This is a genomic window from Nonomuraea ceibae (assembly GCF_019396325.1).
Taxonomy (GTDB): Bacteria; Actinomycetota; Actinomycetes; order Streptosporangiales; family Streptosporangiaceae; genus Nonomuraea; species Nonomuraea ceibae.
Genome location: NZ_JAHKRO010000060.1, coordinates 9,241 through 31,205, shown reverse-complemented (window position 1 = coordinate 31,205; position 21,965 = coordinate 9,241). Strand labels below are relative to the sequence as shown.

At 72.5% G+C, this 21,965-nt stretch carries 20 protein-coding genes; 7 read left to right on the top strand and 13 right to left on the bottom strand.

Annotated features, from left to right (window positions below):
- Positions 1-23 precede the first annotated feature (23 nt).
- Positions 24-908 carry a sigma-70 family RNA polymerase sigma factor gene (locus tag KME80_RS30225; RefSeq protein ID WP_219509811.1) on the top strand — a complete coding sequence of 295 codons (885 nt, stop codon included), beginning with the start codon at positions 24-26 and terminating at the stop codon, positions 906-908.
- A 548-nt stretch (positions 909-1,456) separates the two neighbouring features.
- Here KME80_RS30225 and KME80_RS30220 read toward each other — a convergent pair.
- From KME80_RS30220 to KME80_RS30195, 6 genes are all read right to left on the bottom strand, one after another.
- Positions 1,457-2,218 carry an ABC transporter ATP-binding protein gene (locus KME80_RS30220; protein WP_219509810.1) on the bottom strand — a complete coding sequence of 254 codons (762 nt, stop codon included), beginning with the start codon at positions 2,216-2,218 and terminating at the stop codon, positions 1,457-1,459.
- The gene (locus tag KME80_RS30215; RefSeq protein WP_219509809.1) at positions 2,215-3,273 is read right to left on the bottom strand and encodes a FecCD family ABC transporter permease; all 1,059 of its coding nucleotides are present in this window, start codon (positions 3,271-3,273) and stop codon (positions 2,215-2,217) included. Before KME80_RS30215 ends, KME80_RS30220 begins: the two co-directional genes overlap by 4 nt.
- A complete protein-coding gene (locus KME80_RS30210; RefSeq protein WP_219509808.1) occupies positions 3,270-4,265 on the bottom strand; it encodes an ABC transporter substrate-binding protein in 996 nt (331 codons plus the stop codon). The genes KME80_RS30215 and KME80_RS30210 overlap by 4 nt, the downstream gene beginning before the upstream one ends.
- Positions 4,266-4,360: 95 nt before the next feature.
- Complete coding sequence (locus tag KME80_RS30205; protein ID WP_219509807.1) at positions 4,361-5,968, bottom strand: discoidin domain-containing protein; 1,608 nt, start codon at positions 5,966-5,968, stop codon at positions 4,361-4,363.
- A gap of 6 nt (positions 5,969-5,974) precedes the next feature.
- Positions 5,975-7,522 carry an alkaline phosphatase D family protein gene (locus KME80_RS30200; protein WP_219509806.1) on the bottom strand — a complete coding sequence of 516 codons (1,548 nt, stop codon included), beginning with the start codon at positions 7,520-7,522 and terminating at the stop codon, positions 5,975-5,977.
- Between the two features lie 132 nt (positions 7,523-7,654).
- The gene (locus tag KME80_RS30195; protein ID WP_219509805.1) at positions 7,655-8,119 is read right to left on the bottom strand and encodes a hypothetical protein; all 465 of its coding nucleotides are present in this window, start codon (positions 8,117-8,119) and stop codon (positions 7,655-7,657) included.
- Positions 8,120-8,209: 90 nt separating this feature from the next.
- Here KME80_RS30195 and KME80_RS52905 point away from each other — a divergent pair, with 90 nt between their 5' ends.
- Positions 8,210-8,710 carry an EF-hand domain-containing protein gene (locus KME80_RS52905; protein ID WP_219509804.1) on the top strand — a complete coding sequence of 167 codons (501 nt, stop codon included), beginning with the start codon at positions 8,210-8,212 and terminating at the stop codon, positions 8,708-8,710.
- A 12-nt stretch (positions 8,711-8,722) separates the two neighbouring features.
- Here the strand turns inward: KME80_RS52905 and KME80_RS30185 are convergent, their stop codons facing one another.
- Complete coding sequence (locus KME80_RS30185; protein WP_219509803.1) at positions 8,723-9,145, bottom strand: ATP-binding protein; 423 nt, start codon at positions 9,143-9,145, stop codon at positions 8,723-8,725.
- A 232-nt stretch (positions 9,146-9,377) separates the two neighbouring features.
- Here KME80_RS30185 and arfA point away from each other — a divergent pair, with 232 nt between their 5' ends.
- Entirely contained in the window at positions 9,378-10,868 is a 1,491-nt protein-coding gene (gene arfA / locus KME80_RS30180) for an arabinosylfuranosidase ArfA (RefSeq protein WP_219509802.1), read from the top strand.
- Here the strand turns inward: arfA and KME80_RS30175 are convergent.
- The gene (locus KME80_RS30175; RefSeq protein ID WP_219509801.1) at positions 10,865-11,896 is read right to left on the bottom strand and encodes a LacI family DNA-binding transcriptional regulator; all 1,032 of its coding nucleotides are present in this window, start codon (positions 11,894-11,896) and stop codon (positions 10,865-10,867) included. The two genes, arfA and KME80_RS30175, sit on opposite strands and share 4 nt — an antisense overlap.
- A gap of 90 nt (positions 11,897-11,986) precedes the next feature.
- On the opposite strand from KME80_RS30175, the gene KME80_RS30170 reads away from it, so the two are divergent.
- From KME80_RS30170 to KME80_RS30155, 4 genes are all read left to right on the top strand, one after another.
- The gene (locus tag KME80_RS30170) at positions 11,987-12,604 is read left to right on the top strand and encodes a TetR/AcrR family transcriptional regulator (protein WP_219509800.1); all 618 of its coding nucleotides are present in this window, start codon (positions 11,987-11,989) and stop codon (positions 12,602-12,604) included.
- Positions 12,601-13,923, top strand: coding sequence for an MFS transporter (locus KME80_RS30165; protein ID WP_219509799.1), 1,323 nt, complete (start codon positions 12,601-12,603; stop codon positions 13,921-13,923). The genes KME80_RS30170 and KME80_RS30165 overlap by 4 nt, the downstream gene beginning before the upstream one ends.
- On the top strand, positions 13,920-15,338 hold the full coding sequence (locus KME80_RS30160; RefSeq protein ID WP_219509798.1) for a pyridoxal phosphate-dependent decarboxylase family protein: 1,419 nt from the start codon (positions 13,920-13,922) through the stop codon (positions 15,336-15,338). Before KME80_RS30165 ends, KME80_RS30160 begins: the two co-directional genes overlap by 4 nt.
- A gap of 62 nt (positions 15,339-15,400) precedes the next feature.
- On the top strand, positions 15,401-15,877 hold the full coding sequence (locus KME80_RS30155; RefSeq protein ID WP_219509796.1) for a Clp protease N-terminal domain-containing protein: 477 nt from the start codon (positions 15,401-15,403) through the stop codon (positions 15,875-15,877).
- Here the strand turns inward: KME80_RS30155 and KME80_RS30150 are convergent.
- From KME80_RS30150 to KME80_RS30130, 5 genes are read right to left on the bottom strand one after another with little or no spacing between them, the layout of a single operon-like run.
- Positions 15,842-18,214, bottom strand: a complete 2,373-nt coding sequence (locus tag KME80_RS30150; RefSeq protein ID WP_219509794.1) for a glycoside hydrolase family 2 protein — start codon at positions 18,212-18,214, stop codon at positions 15,842-15,844. The two genes, KME80_RS30155 and KME80_RS30150, sit on opposite strands and share 36 nt — an antisense overlap.
- A gap of 10 nt (positions 18,215-18,224) precedes the next feature.
- Positions 18,225-19,100, bottom strand: a complete 876-nt coding sequence (locus KME80_RS30145) for an ATP-binding cassette domain-containing protein (protein WP_219509792.1) — start codon at positions 19,098-19,100, stop codon at positions 18,225-18,227.
- On the bottom strand, positions 19,100-20,041 hold the full coding sequence (locus KME80_RS30140; RefSeq protein ID WP_219509791.1) for an ABC transporter ATP-binding protein: 942 nt from the start codon (positions 20,039-20,041) through the stop codon (positions 19,100-19,102). The genes KME80_RS30145 and KME80_RS30140 overlap by 1 nt, the downstream gene beginning before the upstream one ends.
- Complete coding sequence (locus KME80_RS30135) at positions 20,038-20,922, bottom strand: ABC transporter permease (RefSeq protein ID WP_219509790.1); 885 nt, start codon at positions 20,920-20,922, stop codon at positions 20,038-20,040. The genes KME80_RS30140 and KME80_RS30135 overlap by 4 nt, the downstream gene beginning before the upstream one ends.
- Positions 20,919-21,911 (bottom strand): ABC transporter permease, encoded by a 993-nt coding sequence (locus KME80_RS30130; protein WP_219509789.1) that lies wholly within the window; start codon positions 21,909-21,911, stop codon positions 20,919-20,921. The genes KME80_RS30135 and KME80_RS30130 overlap by 4 nt, the downstream gene beginning before the upstream one ends.
- Between the last annotated feature and the right edge of the window lie 54 nt (positions 21,912-21,965).

Here is a 21,965-nt window from a genome sequence, read left to right as displayed (position 1 = left end):
GCCGACCCGAGGAACGCCACAGGATGACTGACACCAGCCGGCCGGACCTGCTGGCCGCGGCCTTCGAGGCCGAGCGCGACCGGCTGGGCGCGGTCGCGTACCGCGTGCTCGGCTCGCACGCCGACGCCGAGGACGTGGTCCAGGAGGCGTGGATGCGGCTGGCCCGCCAGGACACGACGGCCATCGCGAACCTGCCCGGCTGGCTCACCACCGTGGTCGGCCGGATCAGCCTGGACGTCCTGCGGTCCCGCCGAACCCGCCCCGAGGCGACCTACGGGGACGGGCTGTCCGAGCTCGTGATCACCGTCGACGACGGCGACGAGCCCGGCGAGACCGTGTCGGTCGCCGACTCGGTGGGGCTCGCGCTGCTCGTCGTCCTGGACGTGCTCGGGCCCAGCGAACGGTTGACGTTCGTGCTGCACGACCTGTTCGCGGTGCCGTTCGCCGAGATCGGTCAGATCCTGGGCAAGTCGGCCGACGCCACCAAGATGATCGCCAGCCGCGCCCGCAGGAAGGTACGGGCCGCCGAACGCCCGATGATCGCCCGGCGCGAGCAGCGGCGGGTCATCAAGGCCTTCCGCGAGGCCGTCACGGACGGCGACTTCGAGGCGCTGCTGCGCGTGCTCGACCCGGACGTGAAGCTGACGGTCGACACCCCCGGCGGCGAGGTCGTCACCCTCGGCGCCACCGCCGTCGCCTCCGGCGCCCGGATGTTCTCCGGCGCCGTCGCCCGCCACCGGGCGGTCCTCGTCAACGGCCTCCCCGGGTACGTCTCGTGGCGCGAGGACGGGACGCCGCTCTCGATCATCTCCTTCGCGGTCACCGACGACCGCATCACCGCCATCACCATCGTGGCCAACCCGCCCCGGCTCGCATCCATCCCCCTCCCCGCCCCCGCCCCAGCCTGAGCCGGTACCGGCCTCCCGATCGACCGACCCCTCGGGGCGGCCACCCTGGGGGGCGCCCAGCCTTGGGGGGCGGCCAGCCCTGGGGGCGGCCAGTCCATCCGGACCGCGCGCCTACCCTTCTCCGCTGGTCAGGGCCGCCGGGAGTCGGACCGGCCGCCGCTTCCGAACGATCGGGCAGCTCTGTGGACCTCCCGGCTCGCCGTGACGCAGTCGGTGCGTCTGGGCTCGACGACGCCCCTGGTCGCCGCCGTGTCGGCCCACACCGAGGCCCGGCTGGGGCCACGGTAGAGGTGCGGCTTCAAGGCCGCGATGCGCGGTGCCAGCGGCTCTCCGCCCAGGTGGTTGGCCATGCGGCGGTCGCGCGGCGCTCGGGGGTGCAGGGGGCCGGAGGCCCCTTGCCAAGGGGGTGTGGGGGAGCTCGGCTCCTCCACTGGACACAGCCCGAACCCGTCGGGCGCGAAGCGCCCCCCGGTGAGGGCCGCGCTGTTCCCGGCCCGGTGAGGGCCGCGCTGTCCCGCCCGAAGCGCCCCCCGGTGAGGGCCGCGCCGTCAGGGGAGGCGGTCGAAGACGAAGCCGAGGGAGCCGTTCATGCGCACCGGCGCTGCGCGCACCCCGAACACCTCCTCGATGAGCTCCGCCGTGAGCACCTCGCCCGGCGGCCCGCCGGCGACGATGCGGCCGGCCGACATCACGTACAGCCGGTCGCAGTACGCCGCCGCCTGGTTGAGGTCGTGGAGCACGGCCAGGGTGCTGACGTCGAGTTCGCGTACGAGGTGGAGGACTTCGAGCTGGTGCCGGATGTCGAGGTGTGAGGTGGGCTCGTCGAGGAGGAGCAGCCCGCTGCGCTGGGCGAGGGCGCGGGCGATGAGAACGCGCTGTTTCTCGCCGCCGGACAGGACGGCGTAGCGCCGGTCGGCGGCGTGGGCCATGCCGGTGCGGGCGAGGGCGTCGGCGCAGATGCGGTCGTCGTCGCGGGTGGTGCGGTCGAGGGCGCGTTTGTGTGGGGTTCGGCCCATGTGGACGACTTCGGAGACGGTGAAGTCGAGGTCGTCGGGGGTTTCCTGGGGGACGACGGCGACGCGGCGGGCGGCTTCGCGGGAGGGGAGGCGGGTGAGTTCGTCGCCGTCGACGGCGATGAGGCCGGCGGTGGGGCGCAGGGCGCGGTAGACGGATCGCAGGAGGGTGGATTTGCCGCAGCCGTTGGGGCCGATGAGGCCGACGAGTTCGCGTTCGCCTACTTCGAGGTCGGCGCCTTGGACGATGGGGCGGCCGTCGAGGGCGACGCGGACGCCGGAGACGGTGAGTTTCATGCGCGCCTCCGCAGCAGCCAGAGGAAGAACGGCACGCCGAGTACGGCGGTGACGATGCTGAGGGCGAGTTCCTGGGGTGCGCTGATGGTGCGGGCGGCGAGGTCGACGAGCTGGAGGAAGACGGCGCCGAGCAGGGCGGTGACCGGGAGCATGCGCCGGTGGTCGGCGCCGACGAGCATGCGGGCGACGTGCGGCACGATGAGGCCGACGAACGCGATGGCGCCGGTGGCGGCGACCATGACGCCGACGAGCAGTGAGGTGATGACGAAGAGCTGGGCTCTGAAGAGGTGTACGGGGATGCCGAGGGAGAGGGCGGTCTCTTCGCCGGCGGTGAGCGCGTTGAGGCCGCGGTGCTGCACGAGGAGCAGGCCGAGGCCGATGATCATGACGGCGGCGGGGAGGGGCAGGTTCTCCCAGCGGGCGCCGCCGAGGCTGCCCATGAGCCAGAAGAGCACCTGCTGGGCGGCGCGTCCGCTCTGGGCCTGCTGGAGGACGAAGCTGTAGAGCGCCTGGAACAGGTAGGCGAGCGCGACTCCGGCCAGCACGAGCCGGGCGGGGGTGAGGCGGCCGCTGCGCTGGGCCAGCGCGTACACGAGGGCGAGGGCGAGCAGCGCGCCGAGGAAGGCGGCGGTCGGCAGTGAGAGGCCGCCGAGCACGGTGGGCCCGGCGATGAGCACGACGACGGCGCCGAAGGAGGCGCCGGAGGAGACGCCGAGCAGGAACGGGTCGGCGAGCGGGTTGCGCACGACGGCCTGGAGGACGGCGCCGACGACGGCGAGCCCGGCGCCGACGAGCAGGGCGAGGAGGGCGCGCGGGAGCCGGTAGGTCCAGACGATCTGTTCCTGGGCGGCGGTCCACGTCTGCTCGACGGTGCCGGGGATCAGCCGGTTCACGATGATTCCCCAGCATTCGGCCACGCCGACGGGGACGGCGCCGATGCCGACCGACAGCAGTGTGGCCACCACGATGGCGGCGACGAGGCCGAGGACGAGCAGGGAGAATCCGGTACGCCGCCGCCCGGTGGGCGGGACGGCGGTCAACGCCTCGGTGCTCACTCCTTGAACGCCTCGGGGTGCAGGTGCCGGGCGATGTCGAAGACGGCCAGGACGTTGCGGTAGCCGGGGTGCGCGGCGGCGGCGGGGACGGGCAGGAACTCCTTCTTCGCGGCGAGCGGGCTGCCCTTGGTCATGCCGTACGCGAGGTCGGCCTTGGCCTTGGCGGCGGGCATGTTCTCGCCGCGCAGGTTGGCGTAGTCGAGGACGAGCAGCGCCTCGGGGTCGGAGGTGGCGACCTTCTCGACGCTGACCTCGGTGTAGTCGGCCTTGACGTCGGCGAGGACGTTGACGCCGCCGGCCAGGGTGATGAGCTGGTTCATGATGCCGGCGCCGCCGAAGGCGTTGACCGGGCCCTCGCCGCCGTCGGTGGCGAGCACGCGCTTGGGCGGCAGGTCCTTGACCCGGTCGCGGACGTCGTCGAGCCGGGCCTGGAGGTCGGCGACGACGGCTTCGGCCCGCTCCTCGACGCCGAAGATCTTGCCGAGGTTGCGCAGGTCGGTGAGCGTGTCCTCGACGGTGAACTCGAGCTGCTCCTGCGGGCTGCACCAGCCGCCCATGATGTAGACGGGCGCGCCGGCGGCGTCGAGCTCCTCGACGGTGGCGTAGCCGCCGGCGGCGTCGAAGCTGGCCATGCTGTTGTCGAGGACGAAGTCGGCGCCCTGCGACAGCATGATCTCCTTCTGCGGCAGCATGATCGTGCTGGAGATCTCGGGGATGGCGTCGTAGTGCTGCTTCTGGCCGGGCAGGAAGCCGTCGGGGCCGAGCTCGGTGAAGTTGGTGCGGGCGGCGACCTTGTCCTGGAGCCCGAGGGTGAGCAGCGTCTCCAGGGCGGGGTGGTAGCCGGTGACGACCTTGCTCGGCGGTTTGTCGAAGGTGAGGGTGCGTCCGCAGTTCTCGATGGTGACGTGCTTGCCGGCGGCTTGGGGTTGCGGGGCGGGCGCCGCCGCGCAGCCCGTCGCCAGGAGCAGCAGACCGGCGAGCCAGTAGCGCATGCGAGGACCTTCCAGAGTGGTACGGCGCGGCAGGGCGGACGGGTCCGCCCTGCCGCATAGCTCGCACCAATCTAGCAATTGCGAACTATTCGCAGCTATCGGGGCGTGATCTCCGCCGCCGACAGGTACTGGCCGTTGTGCCCGCGCGTCCCTTCCAGCCGTACGTAACGGGCGGTCACGGCGGGGAAGGCGGCCGTCTTGAGCCGGGCGTCCAGCGCCCACGACCCGCTCGCGACCTTGGTGAACTCCCTGCCGTCGGCGCTGACGTAGACGTGGTAGTCGAGGATGGTGCCGTTCAGGTTGCCGTCGAAGCGCGGCTGGTAGTCCAGCGCGCTCACCTGCCTGGTCTCGCCCAGGTTGAGCGTGATCGACTGCGGCAGCGGGGTGAGCGGCTGATACTCCGAGTGCCAGAACGTCGCGATGTCGCCGTCCACGGCCAGCTCGGGCCCGTTGCCCGCGTGGAAGCTGGTGGCGTACACGGCGGGCTCGGAGCAGGTCTCGGTGACGGTGACGGGCACCTCGGTGGTCTCGGAGCCGGCCCGGACCGTCAGCCGGTGCTCGCCGGGCGGCGTGTCGCGGGGCGCGGTGACCTTGACCACGACGCCGCCGCCCTGCCCGGCGGGCACGTCGAGCGCCGCCGGGGCGGTGGCCGCGAGCGGCGCCGGGGCGTCGACGGTGACGGGCAGCGACACCGGCTCGCCGGTGTTGTTGACGGCCCGCACCACCACGTCGGCGACGCGGACGGCCAGCTCGCAGTGGTCGAGCGCGATGCGGGCGGGCGTCACCGCCTGCTGGACGTCCCGCCCGGCCGCGAGCAGCGCCCAGCTGAACGGCGCGTCGGCGTAGTAGTCGGACCGGCACGCGGGCGGCGCGGTCCCGGACCGCCCGGCGTCGAAGGCCGCCTTGCAGGCGGCCACGTCCGGCAGGTCGCGGTCGTAGCCCGCCGCCAGCACGTCGCCGCGGGCGAACAGGTAGCCGGTGAGCGGCCGCGTGTGCGCGTCGCCCTTGTCGAAGAGCGCGTCACTGTACGCCCCGGGCCCGGTCAGGCTCGACCAGAACGCCTGGGGCGCGCAGCCGGCCGCCTGGTCCGCGCTCGGCGTGGCGCAGCGGCCCGCCCGAAAGTCGCCGCCGAGCACCGTGACCTGGCCTCGGGCGCGCGGGAAGCGGTCGGCGAGCTGGGGCACGGCGGTGGCCGGGTCGCCGCCGGGGTGGGCGGCGAGCAGTGGCACCCGCAGCGTCCCGTCGCGCCGGGCGGCGGCCACGTACGCCTGGTCCTCGTCCTGGACGCGGTGGAAGCCGCCGGGCTGTTCGGCGAGCATGGTGTCGGTGTTGAGGATGACGGCGTTCTCGCGGACGGCGCCGTCCGGCAGGAAGGCCGTGCGCTCCCCGGCGGCCATGACGCGGTAGCGGTAGCCGGTGGCCTGGCTGAGCTTGGTGGCCAGGCGGCGGGCGCCGGGGCCGAGCACCTCGGTGAGCACCAGGGCGTCGGGCGCGGCGGGGACCTTCCCGGCCAGGCGGCGGGCGAAGGTGTCGAGGTCCCGGGTGTCGCGGGCGTCGGCGGGCCGTACCGAGTCCTGAAGGCCGGCCTGGACGACCAGCACCTGGCCGGCGGGGGTGGCGGGCAGGCGCGGGGCGCCGGTGGCGGGGACGGCGAGCGCGCCGAGGGCGAGGGCGGTCGCGGCGGCGATCCGTAGGTGTCTCATGGGGCCTCACACGTCCTGGAGGGCCGGGCGGCCGGACTCGACGGCGAACGACCTGCGGACCGAGGCGCCGCCGCCGGGCGTGGTGACCCGGTCGACGACCACGAAGTCCGTCCGCAGGAGGTCGCGGGACAGGGTGCAGCGCACGTATCCGCGCTGGCTGTTGAAGAACTTCAGGTGCGGGTTGGCGGCCAGCCACTCCTGGCCTCCGGCGGTCATGTCGGCGCCGTTGCCGCCGGAGCTGATGGAGGTGCCCATGAACTCGACGCCGACGGTCGCGGAGTCGGGGTTCGCCCAGTCGGCCTTGAGCTCGGCGGCGCAGTTGACGTGCGCGTCGCCGGTGATGACCACCGGGTTGGAGACGCGGCGGCGGGCGATCTCGGCCCAGAGGCGGTCGCGGCCGGCGGCGTAGCCGTCCCAGGTGTCGGGGTTGAGCTGCTGGAGCCCGGGGTCGGTGAGCCGGTCGAGCTGGAACATCTGGACCTGGTTGGCGATGAGGTTCCAGGTGCTGCGGGAGGAGGCCAGGCCGTCGGCGAGCCAGCGTTCCTGCTCGTGGCCGAGCATGGTGCGGTTCGGGTCGAGGCGCTGGGTGATGTTGGCGGGGCTGCGGAACTGCCGCTCGTCGAGGATGTGGAAGGTGGCCAGCCGGCCGTAGCGGAGGCGGTGGTGCAGCGACATGTCGGGGCCCTCGGGCAGGGTCGAGGGGCGCACCGGCTGGTTCTCGAAGTAGGCGCGGAAGGCGGCGGCGCGGCGGCGCAGGAAGTTCTCCGGCACCATGCGGGTGGGCGACAGGTCGGCGCCCCAGTTGTCCTCGACGTCGTGGTCGTCGACCATGAAGAACCAGGGCGCGACCGCGCGGGCGGCCTGGAGGTCGGGGTCGGAGTTGGTGAGCGCGTAACGCAGCCGATACTGCGAGAGCGTCATCACGGCGGCGGTGTGCGCGGCCGACAGCGGCGTCCTGCGCTGGCCGCCGGTGGCGCCGATGCCGTACTCGTAGATGTAGTCGCCCATGTGGCCGACCAGGTCGAGGTCCTGGGCCGCCAGGTCCTTGTAGGCGGTGTAGAAGCCGGCCTCCCACTGCTGGCAGGAGGCGAAGGCGAAGCGGATCTCGGGGGCGATGCGCGGGTCGGGCGCGGTCTTGGTGCGGCCGACGGCGCTGGTGTCGCCGCCGACGGCGAACCGGTACCAGTATTCGCGGCCCGGCCGCAGCCCGTTCACCTCGACGTGCACGGAGTGGGCGAGGTCGGGGTGGGCGGTGGCGGTGCCCTTGCGGATCACCCGGCGCATGCCGTCGTCCTCGGCGAGCTCCCAGCGGACCGGCACCCGCTCGCGCGGCATGCCGCCGAAGCCGTCGTCGGCCAGCGGCTCGGGGGCCAGCCTGGTCCACAGCACCACGCTGTCCGGGCGCGGGTCGCCGGAGGCGACGCCGAGCGTGAACGGGTTGGCGGGCAGCGCGGGCGCGGAGTCGGTCCAGCCGCTGGGCGCCTGGCTCAGGGCGGCGAGCCCGGCGAGGCCGGCGGCGTAGGAGAGGAGTTGTCTTCGGGAGGCGGGGGTCATCCGGTGTGCCTTTTCGTCGTTCCTGGGCCGTTCGGGGGCTGGGAAGGCGAAACCTCTCATACGGTGATCAAACACCGAGGAACGCCGACACACCACAGGCGAGACGACAGGTGAACGAATGACCCCCAAAGGCTAGAAGCGCCCCTTCTTGAACCTTCGCACGAAGATGTGCGTGTGCGAGCGGCTGAGCACCTCGACCTTCCGGCGGCGCGGATGCTCGTACATCGTGACCTTGAGGCACTTCAGCGTGACCCGGCGCGGCCCGCGCAGCGCGTCGAACGCGATCGTCTCGGTGTCGAAGCCGCGCCCGTCGTCGATGCCGATGCCGAGCTCGCGGCGGAACTTGAAGGAACCCGGCGGGTTGAACGGCTTGGTCGCCACGATGGCCCGGTTGGCCTCGAACGGGCAGCGGACCAGCACCCGCACGTCGCTGTCCTGCCGGGGCCGCCGCGGCCTGATCTTCACCCCGGTCCACTCGTCGGTCCAGCGCAGCGGGCCGTGGTCGGCACGGGCCGGGGCCGGGGCGGTGACCTCGGCCGTCAGGCCGCCGGCCAGACCGAGCGCCACGACGATTCCGATCCCAACGAACAGCCTCATGTTCTCCCCCATCGTCGGCGTTTCGGGGGGAGCTGATCAAGTATCGGCTACTGTGAGTAGTGAATCAATCACTCTTCGAGAGGAGTCGCGGTGAACGACGGAAATGTGCTCCGCAGGTGTGCCGAGCGTAACTTCAAGGATCTCGACACCGATGGCGACGGCGCCCTGACCAGGGACGACTACGTGGCGCTGGCCGAGCGCCGATGCACCGCGGCCGGCGTCGCCCCCGACAGCCCGCAGGGCCGGTCCGTCATCGAGGCGTACGCGGCCACCTGGGCTTCGCACGCCAGGGCCATGGACCTCGACCACGACGAGCAGATCTCGCTGGACGAGTACGTCCGGTCCTTCGAGTCGATGGTGCGCAGCGGCACGATGTCGCAGGTGCTCGCGCCGATGTTCCGGGCCACGTTCGAGCTGGCCGACCGCGACGGCGACGGCGCCCTGGCGGCCGAGGAGTTCAGGGCGCTGTGGAGCCGTCCCGCCGACGGCCTGGCGGCGGCCTTCCAGGAGGCCGACGCCGACGGCGACGGCCGCATCAGCTACGAGGAGTACGCGGACGTGCGGCACCGGCTGCTCGTCGGCGACGCCTGACGCGCGCGGCGGTCAACCGCGGGGCAGGGCGAACCAGGTGGCCTTGCCCGTCCGGTCGGGGCTCGTGACGTAGCGCTGCGGATGGCAGCCGTAGAAGCCGTCGGACAGCGCCGCCACGATGTGCAGGCCGCGCCCCCGCTCGGCGTCCAGGTCAGGCGGGCGCTGGGCGGGCAGCGGCCTGCCGCTGTCGACCACCACGCAGACGATCTCCTTCCGCCCGGCGTTCACGGCCAGCTCGTACGGCGCGTCGCCGTACAGCAGGGCGTTGGTGACCAGCTCGCTGGTCATCAGCACCGCGTCGTCGACGAGGTCGGCGGGCAGGCCGAGCCCGGTCAGCAGGTCCCGGATGGTGGTGCGGGCGTGGCGCACGGCCAAGGCGTCGCCGGGCAGCGGCCATGCGTACTGGATTCGGCTCTGCGGAGCGGATCGCAGCATGTCGTCCCTTTCCTCAACCGGGCGGAGGGTGCCGTCCCCAACCTGTACGAACACAGGAGGTTGCCAGGTTGAACCCCCGGCTGTCCCGGGGAAGTGACAACTTCGCTACTGTCCGGCCAGGCCCGTGTAAGGAACGACGCCGTCAGGGCGTTCCTGCAACCGCTTTCCGCACCCTTGACCCCACTGCTGATAACGCTAACAATCGGGGGACCCGGTATTGAGGAGCAGCCACGTGCAGACGGCGCACCTGACGATCGACCCCGCGTTCCGGGTGGCCCCCGTGCGCCGCCGCACCTTCGGCGCCTTCGTCGAGCACCTGGGCCGATGCGTCTACGAGGGCATCTACGAGCCCGGCCACCCCCGCGCCGACGACGACGGGTTCCGGCGCGACGTCCTCGACCTGACCCGCGAGCTGGGCGTCACCACCGTCCGCTACCCCGGCGGCAACTTCGTCTCCGGCTACCGCTGGGAGGACGGCATCGGCCCCAAGTCCCGGCGCCCGCGCCGGCTCGACCTGGCCTGGCACAGCACCGAGACGAACGAGGTCGGCGTCGACGAGTTCATGCGCTGGTGCCGCAAGGCCGGCGTCGAGCCGATGATGGCCGTCAACCTCGGCACGCGCGGCATCGCCGAGGCGCTCGACCTGCTCGAATACTGCAACCACCCGTCCGGCACCGCCCTGTCGGACCTGCGCGTCGCCAACGGCGCCAAGGAGCCCCACGACATCCGCATGTGGTGCCTGGGCAACGAGATGGACGGCCCCTGGCAGACCGGGCACAAGACCGCCCGCGAGTACGGCAGGCTCGCCGCCGAGACCGGCCGCGCCATGCGCGTGCTGGACCGCGACCTGGAGCTCGTCGCCTGCGGCAGCTCCGGCTCGGGGATGCCCACGTTCGGCGCGTGGGAGGCGACCGTGCTGGAGGAGACGTACGACGTGGTCGACTACGTCTCCTGCCACGCCTACTACGAGGAGAAGAACGGCGACCTGGGCAGCTTCCTGGCCTGCTCGACCGACATGGAGTACTTCATCCGCTCGGTCGTCGCCACCGCCGACCACGTCGGGGCCCGGCTCAAGTCCCGCAAGCGCATCGACATCTCCTTCGACGAGTGGAACATCTGGTACATGTCGCGCTTCCAGGCCGCCGAGCCGCCCGCCGACTGGCCGGTGGCGCCGCCGCTGCTGGAGGACCACTACCACCTGGCCGACGCGGTGGCCTTCGGCGGGCTGCTGATCACGCTGCTGCGCAACAGCGACCGGGTGACGGCCGCCTCGCTGGCCCAGCTCGTCAACGTGATCGCGCCGATCATGACCGAGCCGGGCGGCCGGGCCTGGCGGCAGACCACCTTCCACCCGTTCGCCCAGGCGTCGCGGCACGCGGCCGGCGACGTGCTGCGCGTCGAGCCGGTCTCACCGAGCTACGAGACCGCCGAGTACGGCGAGGTGCCGCTGCTGCACGCGGTGGCCACCCGCTCCGACGCGGGCGTGACGGTGTTCGCGGTCAACCGCTCGACGGACGCGCCGCTCTCGCTGGAGATCGGCGCCCGCGCGCTGGGCGGCGCCCGCATCACGGCCGCGACCACGCTGACCGACGACGACGTGTACGCGCGCAACACCGCCGACGACCCTGACCGGATCGGCCCCCGCGCCAACCCGGACGTCGAGCACGACCCGATGCGGGTGCTGCTGCCGCCGGTGTCGTGGAACGTGATCCACCTGGCCTAGCGGGGCGGGGGCGCGGTGCTCTCGCGGACCACGAGCTGCGGCTCGACCAGCCGCCGCGCCCCTTCGCCCTTGCCCGCCATGCGGTCCAGCAGCAGGTGGAAGGCGTGCCTGCCGACCTCGCCGAAGTCCTGGCGCACGGTGGTGAGCGGGGGCGAGTAGTAGGCCGACTCGGGCACGTCGTCGAAGCCCACGACGCTCACGTCCTCGGGCACCCGGCGGCCGGCCTCGCGCAGGGCGCGCAGCATGCCGAGCGCCATCTGGTCGTTGCCCACGAACACGGCGGTCACCGCCGGGTCGGCGGCCAGCCGCCTGCCCAGCTCGTAGCCGGAGCGCGGGGACCAGTCGCCGCGCAGCGGCTCGTGCACCGGCCGGTCGTGGTCCTCCAGCACCGCCCGCCAGCCGTCGATCCGGTAGTTGGCGTCGAGCCAGTCGACCGGCCCGCCCAGGTGCCACACGCTCTCGTGGCCGAGGTCGAGCAGGTGGCGGGTGACGTGCTCGGCGCCGGCCTGCTGGTCGACGGTGACCACCGGGACCGGGATGTCCTCCCCCGCGTCGACCGCCACCACGGGCAGGTCGGGCGGCAGGTGGCGCAGGCCGTCGGCGGCCGACTCGTGCGGGGCGAGGATGACGACGCCGTCGACCGACTGGGAGCGCAGCCGGTGCACGGCCTCCTCGATGGAGTGCCGGCTCAGCAGGCTCAGACTGGCGATGCTCACGCTGTAGCCGCTGAGCCTGGCGGTCTGCTCGATGCAGTAGAGCGTGGACGCCGGGCCGTACAGGGTGGTGTCGATGCTGACCACGCCGAGCACGCCGGAGCGGCCGGTGACGAGCTGGCGCGCGGCCGAGTTGGGCCAGTAGTCGAGCTCGCGCACGGCGGCGAGGACGCGCTCGCGCGTCTCGGCGCGCACCCGGTCGGGCTTGTTGAGCACCCGGGAGACCGTCATCGCCGAGACCCCCGCCAGTGCGGCGACGTCCCCCAGCACCGCCGGCCTGGTGCGCGGGCTGCGTTCGTCGGACTTCCCGGCCATGGCCGCTCACCCCCTTGCCGATAACGCTAACAGGACAGGGCCGGATTCAGCGCCCTGTTATCTCCATCAATCGATTGATAAGTTCGGGCCATGACCACCCCAGCGGAGACGATCCTCAAGGTCGCGACGGAGCTGTTCGCGGCGCACGGCTACGCGGGCACCTCCACCAGGCGGATCGCCGAGGCCGCCGGGCTCAACATCGCCACCGTCAACTACCACGTGGGCGGCAAGCGGGAGCTCTACCTGGCGGTGATGGAGCACGCCCACCGGGCCGAACGCGAGGCGCTGGAGGCGGCGCTGGCCGAGCTGCCCGGCGACGATCCGGTGGCCGCCATCCACGGCCTGATCGACGCCTACCTCGACTTCTGCGTGGCCCGCCCCGAGGTGCCCGCGCTGTGGATGCACCGGTGGCTGTCCGACGCCGGCGACGTCAACGAGCTGGAGCGGCGCTACGTCCTGCCGCTGGTCGGCGCCGTCGCCGTCGCGCTGCGGCCCTCGGTCGAGTCGCGGCTCATCGACCCCGGCCTCGACCTGGAGTACGCGGTGTGGTCGGTGGTCTGGTGCGTCCACGGATTCGCCAAGGGCGGCGTGCTCGACGCCGACGGCCGCCGCCGGGGCGCGGGCGACCGCGAGGCGCTGCGCCGCTTCCGCGCCCACCTGCACCTGTCGCTGCACCGCACGCTCGGCCTGCCAGGCCAGGCGCCGTGACGACCGCCGGACGCCTCGGGCGCGGGCGGCTGCTCGGCTACGGCGCGGGCTCGGTCGGCACCGGCGTCTTCTCCGCCGTGCCGGGACTGCTGCTGCTCTACTACCTGACCGACATGCTCGGCGTGCCCGCCGCCGTGGCCGGGGCCGTGCTGGTGACGCCGAAGATCTGGGACGTGCTGCTCAACCCGCTCGTCGGCGCGGCCAGCGACCGCGAGGCCGTGCGCACCGGGCGGCGGACCCGGCTGCTGCTGGCGGGCTCGGCGGCGCTGCCGGTGACGTTCGCGCTGATGTTCGCCGTGCCCGGCGACGTGCCCGGCTGGCTGTGGGCGGGCGGCGCGTTCCTGCTCGCGGCCTCCGCGTTCGCCTGCTTCCAGGTGCCGTACGTGGCGCTGCCCGCCGAGATGTCCGCCTCCCCCGCCGAACGCACCCGGATCATGTCCTGGCGGGTGGTCTGCCTGACCGTCGGCATCCTCGTCGCGGGCGGGCTGGCCCCGGCCGTGGTCGACCTGGCCGGCGGCGGCCGGGGCGGCTACGCGGTCATGGGCGTCACCGTGGCCGCGGTGATGGCGGTCGCGCTGGTCACCGCGACGCTGTCCACCCGCTGGGTCGACTCGCGGCCCGGCCCGCGCCCGCTCGGCGTCGTGGCCGCCTTCCGGCTGGCGCGCGGCAACGCCGCCTTCTTCGCGCTGCTCGCCGCGTTCGTCACGCAGGCGCTCGGCGTGGCCGTCATGCTCGCGGGCGCGCCGTACGTGGCCTCCTACCGGCTGGGCGACTACGGGCTGACGACCGTGCTGTTCGTCTGCCTCGTCGCCCCCAGCACGGCCGCCGTGCCGGTGTGGGCCCGGCTGTCCCGGCGGCACGGCCCGGTGCGCTGCTACCTGGTGGCCACGGTCGGCTTCGGGCTGGTCACGCTCGCGCTCGTGCCCGCCGTCCAGGCCCGCTCGCTCACCGCCACGCTGGCGCTCGTCGCGGTCGCCGGCGTCTGCTACGCCGCGCTGCAACTCCTGCCGCTCGCCATGCTGCCCGACACCGTGCACGCCGACAGCGCCCGTACGGGACACGCGCAGGCGGGCGCGTTCACCGGGCTGTGGACGGCGGGCGAGACCGCCGGGCTGGCGCTCGGCCCCGGGCTGTTCGCGCTCGTGCTCACGCTGTCCGGGTTCGCCTCCGCGCCCGCCGAGACGCCCGTCGCCCAGGAGCCGGCCGCGCTGACCGGGCTGCTGCTCGGCTTCACCGCGCTGCCCGCCGTGCTCATGCTGCTCAGCCTGCCGTTCATCGCCCGCTACGGGCGGCTCGCCCGAATCAAGGAGACCCTGTGAACCTGCCCGCGACCGGACGCACGCCCGAGGACCTGCTGGCCGAGCTGGCCGCGCTCAGGGAGCACGACCTGCCGGTGCGCGGCGGCCAGGTGACGTCGTACGTGTACGACACCGGGCGGCCCGAGGTGCACGAGGCGGCGGCCCGCGGCTACCTGGAGATGCTGGAGGTCAACAGCCTCGACCCGACCGCCTTCCCGAGCATCGTGGAGATGGAGAAGCAGGTCGTCGGCGCCGTCGCCGACCTGCTCGGCGGCGGCCACGGCATCTTCACCAGCGGCGGCACCGAGTCGATCATGCTGGCGGTCAAGGCCGCCCGCGACGCCGCCGGCCGGGCCCGGCCCAACCTGGTGGCGCCCGTCACCGCGCACCCCGCCTTCCACAAGGCCGCCCACTACCTGGGGCTGGAGGTCAGGGCGGTGCCCGTGGACCTCGGCACGTACAAGGTGCCCGTCCAGGCCGTCGCCGACGCGATCGACGAGGACACCGTGCTGGTCGTCGTGTCCGCGCCCGCCTACCCGCAGGGGGTGATCGACCCGGTCGAGGAGGTCGCCGCCGTCGCCGCCTCGGCCGGGGTGCGCTGCCACGTCGACGCCTGCGTGGGCGGGTGGCTGCTGCCGTGGCTGCGCGAGGCCGGGGCGGACGTGCCGCCGTTCGACCTGTCGGTGCCGGGGGTGACGTCGATCTCATGCGATCTGCACAAGTTCGGGTACGCGCCGAAGGGGGCGTCGGTGGTGCTGTTCGCCGACCCGGCGCTGCGGCGCAGGGCCTACTTCGCGTCCGCCGCCTGGCCCGGCTACACGATCATCAACGCCACCGTGCAGAGCTCGCGCACCGCCGGGCCGCTCGGCGGCGCCTGGGCCACCCTCCAGGCGCTCGGCCGTGACGGCTACCTGGAGCTCGGCCGGACCACGCTGGAGGCCGCCGCCCGGCTGCGCAAGGGGATCGCCGGGATCGACGGGCTGCGGGTGCTCGGCGAGCCGGAGTCCACGCTGATCGCCTTCACCGGAGACGACGTGGACGTGTTCGTCCTGGCCGACGAGGCGCGGGCGCGCGGCTGGTTGATGCAACCGCAGCTCTCCTACGCGGGCATCCCGGCGAACCTCCACATCACGGTCACCGGCGTGACGCTCGCCGGGGTGGACGCCATGCTGGAGGTCATCGCCGAATCGGCCGCCGCCGCCCGGCGCATCGGCCCCGCCACCCTGCCCGACGGCCTCGTCGACCTGATCGCCGGCCTCGACCTGGACGCCCTGGACGACGCCGCCTTCGCCGAACTGGCCGCCTCCGTCGGCGTCGACCTGCGCCCCGGCACCGGGCAGCCCCGCATGGCTGTGGTCAACACCGTCCTGGACGCCCTCCCGGCCCCGGTCCGCGAGTCCGTCCTGGTCCGCTTCCTGTCGGTGATCTACGGCTGACGCCGCCGCGCTCACTAGCATGCTCAGCGACGAAACCTGATCCACCTGCGAGGAGTGGCGGCATGTTCGAGAAGTTCACCGGACGGGCGCGGCGCGTCCTCATCCTGGCCCAGGAAGAGGCCAGGATGCTCAGCCACGACTCCATCGGCGGCGAGCACCTCCTGCTCGGCCTGATCCATGAGAACGAGGGCCTGGGCGCCCATGTCCTCAAGAGCCTGGGCCTCACCCTTGAGGGTCTGCGCTCCCAGGTCGCGGAGAGCAGGGGCCGAGGCGGGCAGCCCGCGCAGGGCTACCTGCCGTTCACCCCGCCGGCCGAGCAGGCGCTCAAGGCGGCGCACGAGGAGGCCGTGCGGCGCGGCCTCGACTACGTCGGCACCGAGCACCTCCTGCTCGGCCTCGTCCGCGACGGTGCGAGCCCGGGCGCCCAGGTGCTGGTCAAGCTCGGCGTCGACCTCGGCCGGATCGAGCGCACGGTGGACGAGTTCGTCCAGCGGACGCTCGGGTCAGCGGTCGTTGACGCAGCGCAGGACCGGGGGTGAGGTCAGGGCGTCCGCGTCCAGCGATTCGCCCGTCGTCACGTGGAAGGTCGCCGTCTCGCCCGGCAGGAGGGTGACGAGCAGGTCGTCCACCGAGGCCGCCGGGTCGAGGCGGTCGGGGAAGAGCGCCAGGTCGCGCAGGACCGTACGGGCGGTGACCGTGACCCGGTAGCCGCCGTCCACCGGCTCGGCGCTCGCGTCGTAGGCCGCCAGGGGGAACGCCACGGCCGGGTCCTCGGCGAAGAACGCCACGGCGCGCCGGTCGCCGAGCGAGACCGTGAGCAGCTCGCCCGACGGGTCGTCCGGCGCCGACAACGCGGGCGGCAGCGGCACCCGGACGACCGAGCGCGGCGCGGCCTCGACCGGGACCGACTCCTTGGCCAGCGGTTCGCCGGCGAGGGTCCGGCGGACCAGCAGCAGCTCGCCGCGCCACGCCGCGCCGCCGTCGTTGACCACCGCCACCTCGTCCCCCTGCACGCTGAGCAGCCGGTCGGCGTAGACGCGGCGGAGCGCGTACCAGAGGGGCTTGCGGCGGCCGTCGCCGTCGACGGCGGCCCACGAGGTGACCGGCCAGCAGTCGTTGAGCTGCCACACGATCGTGCCCATGCAGTGCGGCGCGAGCGCGCGGAACCGCTCGATGCCGAACGTCATGGCCCTGGCCTGGTTGAGCTGGGTCAGGTAGTGCCAGTCGTCGAACGAGCCGGGCAGGGGGAGGTGGTCGCCGAGTCCGCGCAGCAGCTTGGCGTTGCCGTCGTCGGCCTTCTGGTGGTGCAGCACCAGCGGCGCGTCGGCGGCCAGCTCGCCGGAGACGGCGCGGCGCAGCGTGGCGTACGCGGGCGGGCCCTGGAAGCCGAACTCGGCGACGAACCGGGGCGTGTAGGCGGCGTAGCGGGTGTAGTCCTCGCGGTTCCACACGTCCCAGATGTGGATGGTGCCGCTCGACGGGTCCTGCGGGTGCCTGCCCGGGTCGGCGGAGAACGGGCTGCCCGGGATGTACGGGCGGGTGGGGTCCAGCTCGGCGACGATCGACGGCAGCAGGTCGTGGTAGAAGCCGCCGCCCCAGCTCCGGCCCTCCAGCGGCTCCTGCCAGGACCAGTCGGCGTACCCCTCCAGGTTCTCGTTGTTGCCGCACCACAGCACCAGGCCGGGGTGCGGGGCCAGGCGGGTGACCTGTTCGCGGGCCTCGGCGGTCACCTCGGTGCGGAACGGCTCCTCCTCCGGGTAGGCGGCGCAGGCGAACGGGAAGTCCTGCCACACCATCAGCCCCAGCTCGCCGGCCAGGTCGTAGAAGTCCTCGCTCTCGTACAGCCCGCCGCCCCACACCCGCAGCAGGTTGACCCCGGCGTCCACGGCCTGGGCGAACCGGGCGGCCAGGCGTTCGCGGGTGACACGGCTGGGGAAGCAGTCGTCGGGGATCCAGTTGACGCCCTTGACGAACACCGGCTCCCCGTTGACCGACAGCCGGAACGCGTCCCGGTCCAGCTCGACGCTCCGGAAGCCGATCTTCCGCTGCCAGCGGGACCCGCCGAGCCGCACGGTCAGCTCGTACCGGTGCGGCTCGCCGTAGCCGCGAGGCGACCAGAGCAGCGGGTCGGGCACGGACAGGGAGGCGACGGCGGTGCGCTGCCCGGCGGCGAGCGGCACCTCGGCGCTGACCCCGGCCACGTCGGCGGTGAGCGTGAGCGGCGCCTCGGTGGCGCGCTCGACGCGCACGTGCACGTCCACCACGCCGGCCGGGCCGTCCAGCCGGACCTGCGGGCGGACCTCGGCCAGCCGGGCGCCGCTCCAGCTCTCCAGCCCGATCGGCCGCCAGATCCCGGCCGTGACCAGCGCGGGCCCCCAGTCCCAGCCGAAGTTGCAGGCCATCTTGCGCACGAACGGGTACGGGGCCGCGTAGGCGCCGGGCCGGAAGCCGAGCCGTTCGCGCTGCGCCTCGGCGTGGGCGACGGCCGGCCCGAACGTCACGGTGAGCGTGTTGGCGCCCTCGCGCAGCAGGTGGCGCACCGGGAACCGGTAGGAGCGGTGCTGGTTGGCGGTGCTGCCCACGGTGACGCCGTTGAGCGTGACCGTGGCGACCGTGTCGAGGCCGTCGCACACCAGATCGGTGCGCTCGTGCTCGTCGCCCTGCCAGGTGAAGACCGTCGTGTACGCCCAGCGGGTGTCGCCGATCCAGGCCAGCCGGTTCTCGTTGTCGTCCAGGTAGGGGTCGTCGATGAGGCCGGCGGCCAGCAGGTCGGTGTGCACGCAGCCGGGCACGCTCGCGGGCACGTCCGTCGGTCCGGCGTCCTGCGGGACGGCCGACAGGGTCCAGCCGTCGTGCAACGGTCGGTACGCGCTCAAGTAGGTCTCCTTAGCAGTCGCTGAGCTGGGCACATGCCACGAAGTGCCCGGGGTCGGCCTCCAGCAGGCCGCCGGTGGCGCCGCGCTCGTGGTAGAGGCAGGTGGTGACCGGCGTGGCCTCCTCCCAGGGCGCGTGCAGCCGGGGGACGGCCGACAGGAGTTGCCTGGTGTAGGGGTGCAACGGGTCGTCGAACACCTTCGCCGTCACGCCCATCTCCACCACCGTGCCGCGCCGCAGCACGACGGTACGCTCGGCCAGGTAGTGCCCGAGCGACAGGTCGTGCGTCACGTACAGCACGCCGAGACCCCGGCCCTTGAGCTCGGCCAGCAGGTTGAGCACGTCGATGCGGGTGGAGGCGTCGAGCATGCTGGTGATCTCGTCGGCGATCAGCAGCTTGAGGTCGAGCAGCAGCGCCCGCGCGATGAGCAGCCGCTGCAACTGGCCGCCGCTGAGCTGGTGGGGGAACTTGCCCAGCACCTCGTCCGGGTTGAGCCGCACGTCGCGGATGGCCGAGCGGACCCGTTCGTCCCACTCGGCGTCGGGCACCGACGGGTAGTAGCTCTCCTTGATGAGCCGGAACACCCGGTCGGCCTTGAAGACGGGGTTGTAGCAGCTGAACGGGTCCTGGAAGACGCCCTGGACAGACCGGTAGTACTCCTTGCCCGGCCGGACCGCGACGCCGTCCACGGTGATGGAGCCGCTGGTGATCGGGACGAGGCCGAGGATCATCTTGCCGAGCGTGCTCTTGCCGCTGCCGCTCTCGCCGATGAGCGAGACGACCTCGCCGGGCCGCACGTCGAAGCTCACCGCGTCCACGGCCGTCATGGTCCTGCCGCCGAAGGTGCCGACCTTGTACACCTTCGTGACGTTGTCGACTTTCAGCATCAGGCCTTCCAGCACGCGACGAAGTGGTTGGGCTCGATCTCGACCGGCGGCGGGTCCTCCGCGCACTCCTCGCCGGCCATCGGGCACCGGTCGCGGAACCGGCAGCCCTTGGGCGGGTCGAGCAGCGACGGCGGGCTGCCCGGGATGCCGGTCAGCTTGCGATCCTGGTGGCGCACGCCGATCTCCGGCAGCGAGTTGATCAGCAGCCGGGTGTACGGGTGCCGCGGGGCCTTGGTGAGCCGGTCGGAGGGCGCCTTCTCGGCCAGCCGGCCCGCGTACATCACCATGATCGTGTCGGCGATGTGCGAGGTCAGCGCCAGGTCGTGGGTGATGAAGATCATGCTCTTGACGTAGCCGCTCTCCCGGAAGCCGAGCAGCGCCTTGGCCACAGCCTGCTGCGTCGACACGTCCAGCGCCGAGGTGATCTCGTCCGCGATCAGCAGCGACGGGTCGAGCAGCGTGGAGATGACCATCACCATGCGCTGCTTCATGCCGCCGGACAGCTCGATCGGATAGCGGCCGAGCACGTCACGCGGCAGGCCCACCAGGTCGAGGCGGCTCTCCAGCTCCTTGACGTCGAGCGTGACCCCGCGCGAGCGCAGCAGCTCGCCGACCATCCTGCCGATCCTGCGGGTCGGGTTCATGGCGCTCATCGAGTACTGCGGGATGAGCGACACCTCGTGGAAGCGGAACGCGACCATCGCCCTGTCGTCGCCGACGGGCAGCTCGCGGCCGTCGAGCTCGACCGTGCCGCCCGCGTGACGCATCCGGCCGTCCATCCGGATCAGGCTCTTGCCCAGCGTCGTCTTGCCGCAGCCGGACTCGCCCGCCAGGCCCAGGATCTCGCCGTCCGCCATGCCGAAGGAGACCCCGTCGAGCGCCTTCACCTCGCCCCTGAGCGTACGGTAGTGCACCCTCAGATCGTTGACCCGCAGACTCATGTCTCCCTCAGCTTCGGGTTGAAGACCTCGTCGAGGCCCACGTTGGCCACGTACAGGGCGCCCACGACGGCGGTGATGGCCGCACCCGGCGGGACGAACCACCACCACAGGCCGAGCTGGAGCGCGCTCCACTGGGTCGCGTTCTGCAGCATCAGGCCGAGCGAGACGCCCTCGGTCGGCCCCAGGCCGATGAAGTCGAGCGAGGCCGCGATCAGGATGGAGCCGCCGAACAGCAGGATGAAGGTCATGAACAGGTACGAGCTCATGTTGGGCGCGATCTCCCGCATGATGATCCTGCGGGTGCTCACGCCGCTCAGCCTGGCCAGGTCCACGAAGTCGCGGCTGCGCAGCGAGAACGTCTGCGCCCGGATCGCCCGAGCCGCCCACGGCCACGAGGTCAGGCCGATGAACAGCGCCTGGAGGCCGACGCTCCTGATGCCCAGGTAGGCGTTGATGATGAGCAGCACGGCCAGCGTGGGGATGACCAGCACGACGTTCGTCAGCATGTTGAGCACCTCGTCGACCAGGCCGCCCCGGTAGCCGGCGACGAACCCGATCGCCATCGCGATCACCGCCGCGATCCCGCCGCCCATCGCCCCGGCCAGGAACGTCGTGCGCAGCCCGTACACGAACTGGGTGAACACGTCCTGGCCGAACGTCGTCGTGCCGAACCAGTGCTCGGCCGAGGGCGGCAGCATGGGCCCGGCCACGTACTCGTTGGGCGGGGCCGAGCCGAGCAGCAGCGGCCCGAGCAGCCCGACGAGCAGCAGCACGAGCACGATGCCGAAGCCGATGAGCAGCTTGGTGTTGCGCACCGCGAAGTACAGCGCCTCGCGGCGCACCACCCGCTCTTCCGCGGGCAGGGTGGTGGTCGTGGTCATGCGGCACCCGCCATTCCCGCTCGTGTCCGGGGATCGACGATCACGTACACGATGTCGATGATGAAGTTGGCCAGCAGCACCCCGATCACGATGAACATGAACGTGCCCTGGAGCAGGAAGAAGTCCTGGTTCTGGATGGCCTTGAGAATCAGGCTGCCGAGCCCCGGGTAGGAGAACACGATCTCGGTCACCAGCGCCCCCGCGACGAGCACGCCGAGCTGCAGCGCCAGGCCGGTGATCTGGGGCAGGATCGCGTTCCTGAAGGCGTAGCGGCGGATCAGCCGGGTCGGCGCGCCGAGCGCCGCCAGGTAGTTGGAGTAGTCCGACTCCAGCTCGTAGATGATCATGTTGCGCATGCCGATCGCCCAGCCGCCCAGCGCCACGACGAACAGCGACAGGAACGGCAGCGTCCAGTGGTGCAGCAGGTTGACCAGGAAGGCCCAGCTCCAGCTCGGCTGCAGCGCGAAGCTGTAGCCGCCGGCCACCGGGAACCAGCCCGCCGTCACGCCCAGCCCCCAGGCCAGGATCACGGCCAGCCACATGTACGGCATCGCCGTCAGGACGTAGCCGACCGGCAGGACCGTGTTGTCCAGCAGCTTGCGCCGCGCCGCGAACGCGCCCAGCCGGTTGCCGATCCAGTAGCTGAGCAGCACCGCCGGGATCATCAACCCCAGCGTGTACGGGACCGCGCCGAGGATGACGTCGGCCACCGGGGTCGGGAACACCCAGATGCTGATGCCGAAGTCACCCTGGAACAGGGCGCCCCAGAAGTTCAGGTACTGCTGCCAGATCGGCTGGTCGAAGCCGAACAGGTTCGTGTAATAGGCCCGCATCGCCTCGACGGCCGCCGGCTGCGACACGCGGGACCTGGCCAGCATGCTCGCGACGGGGTCGCCGGGCATGAAGCGCGGGATCATCCAGTTGACGGTGACGGCGACCACGAAGGTCAGCCCGTAGATGAGCAGTTTCCTGCCGAAGTATTGGCGCACGTGAGGTCTCCCAAGCGGGCCCCCCCCCCCCGGGGTCGGGCGGGGGGGGGGCCC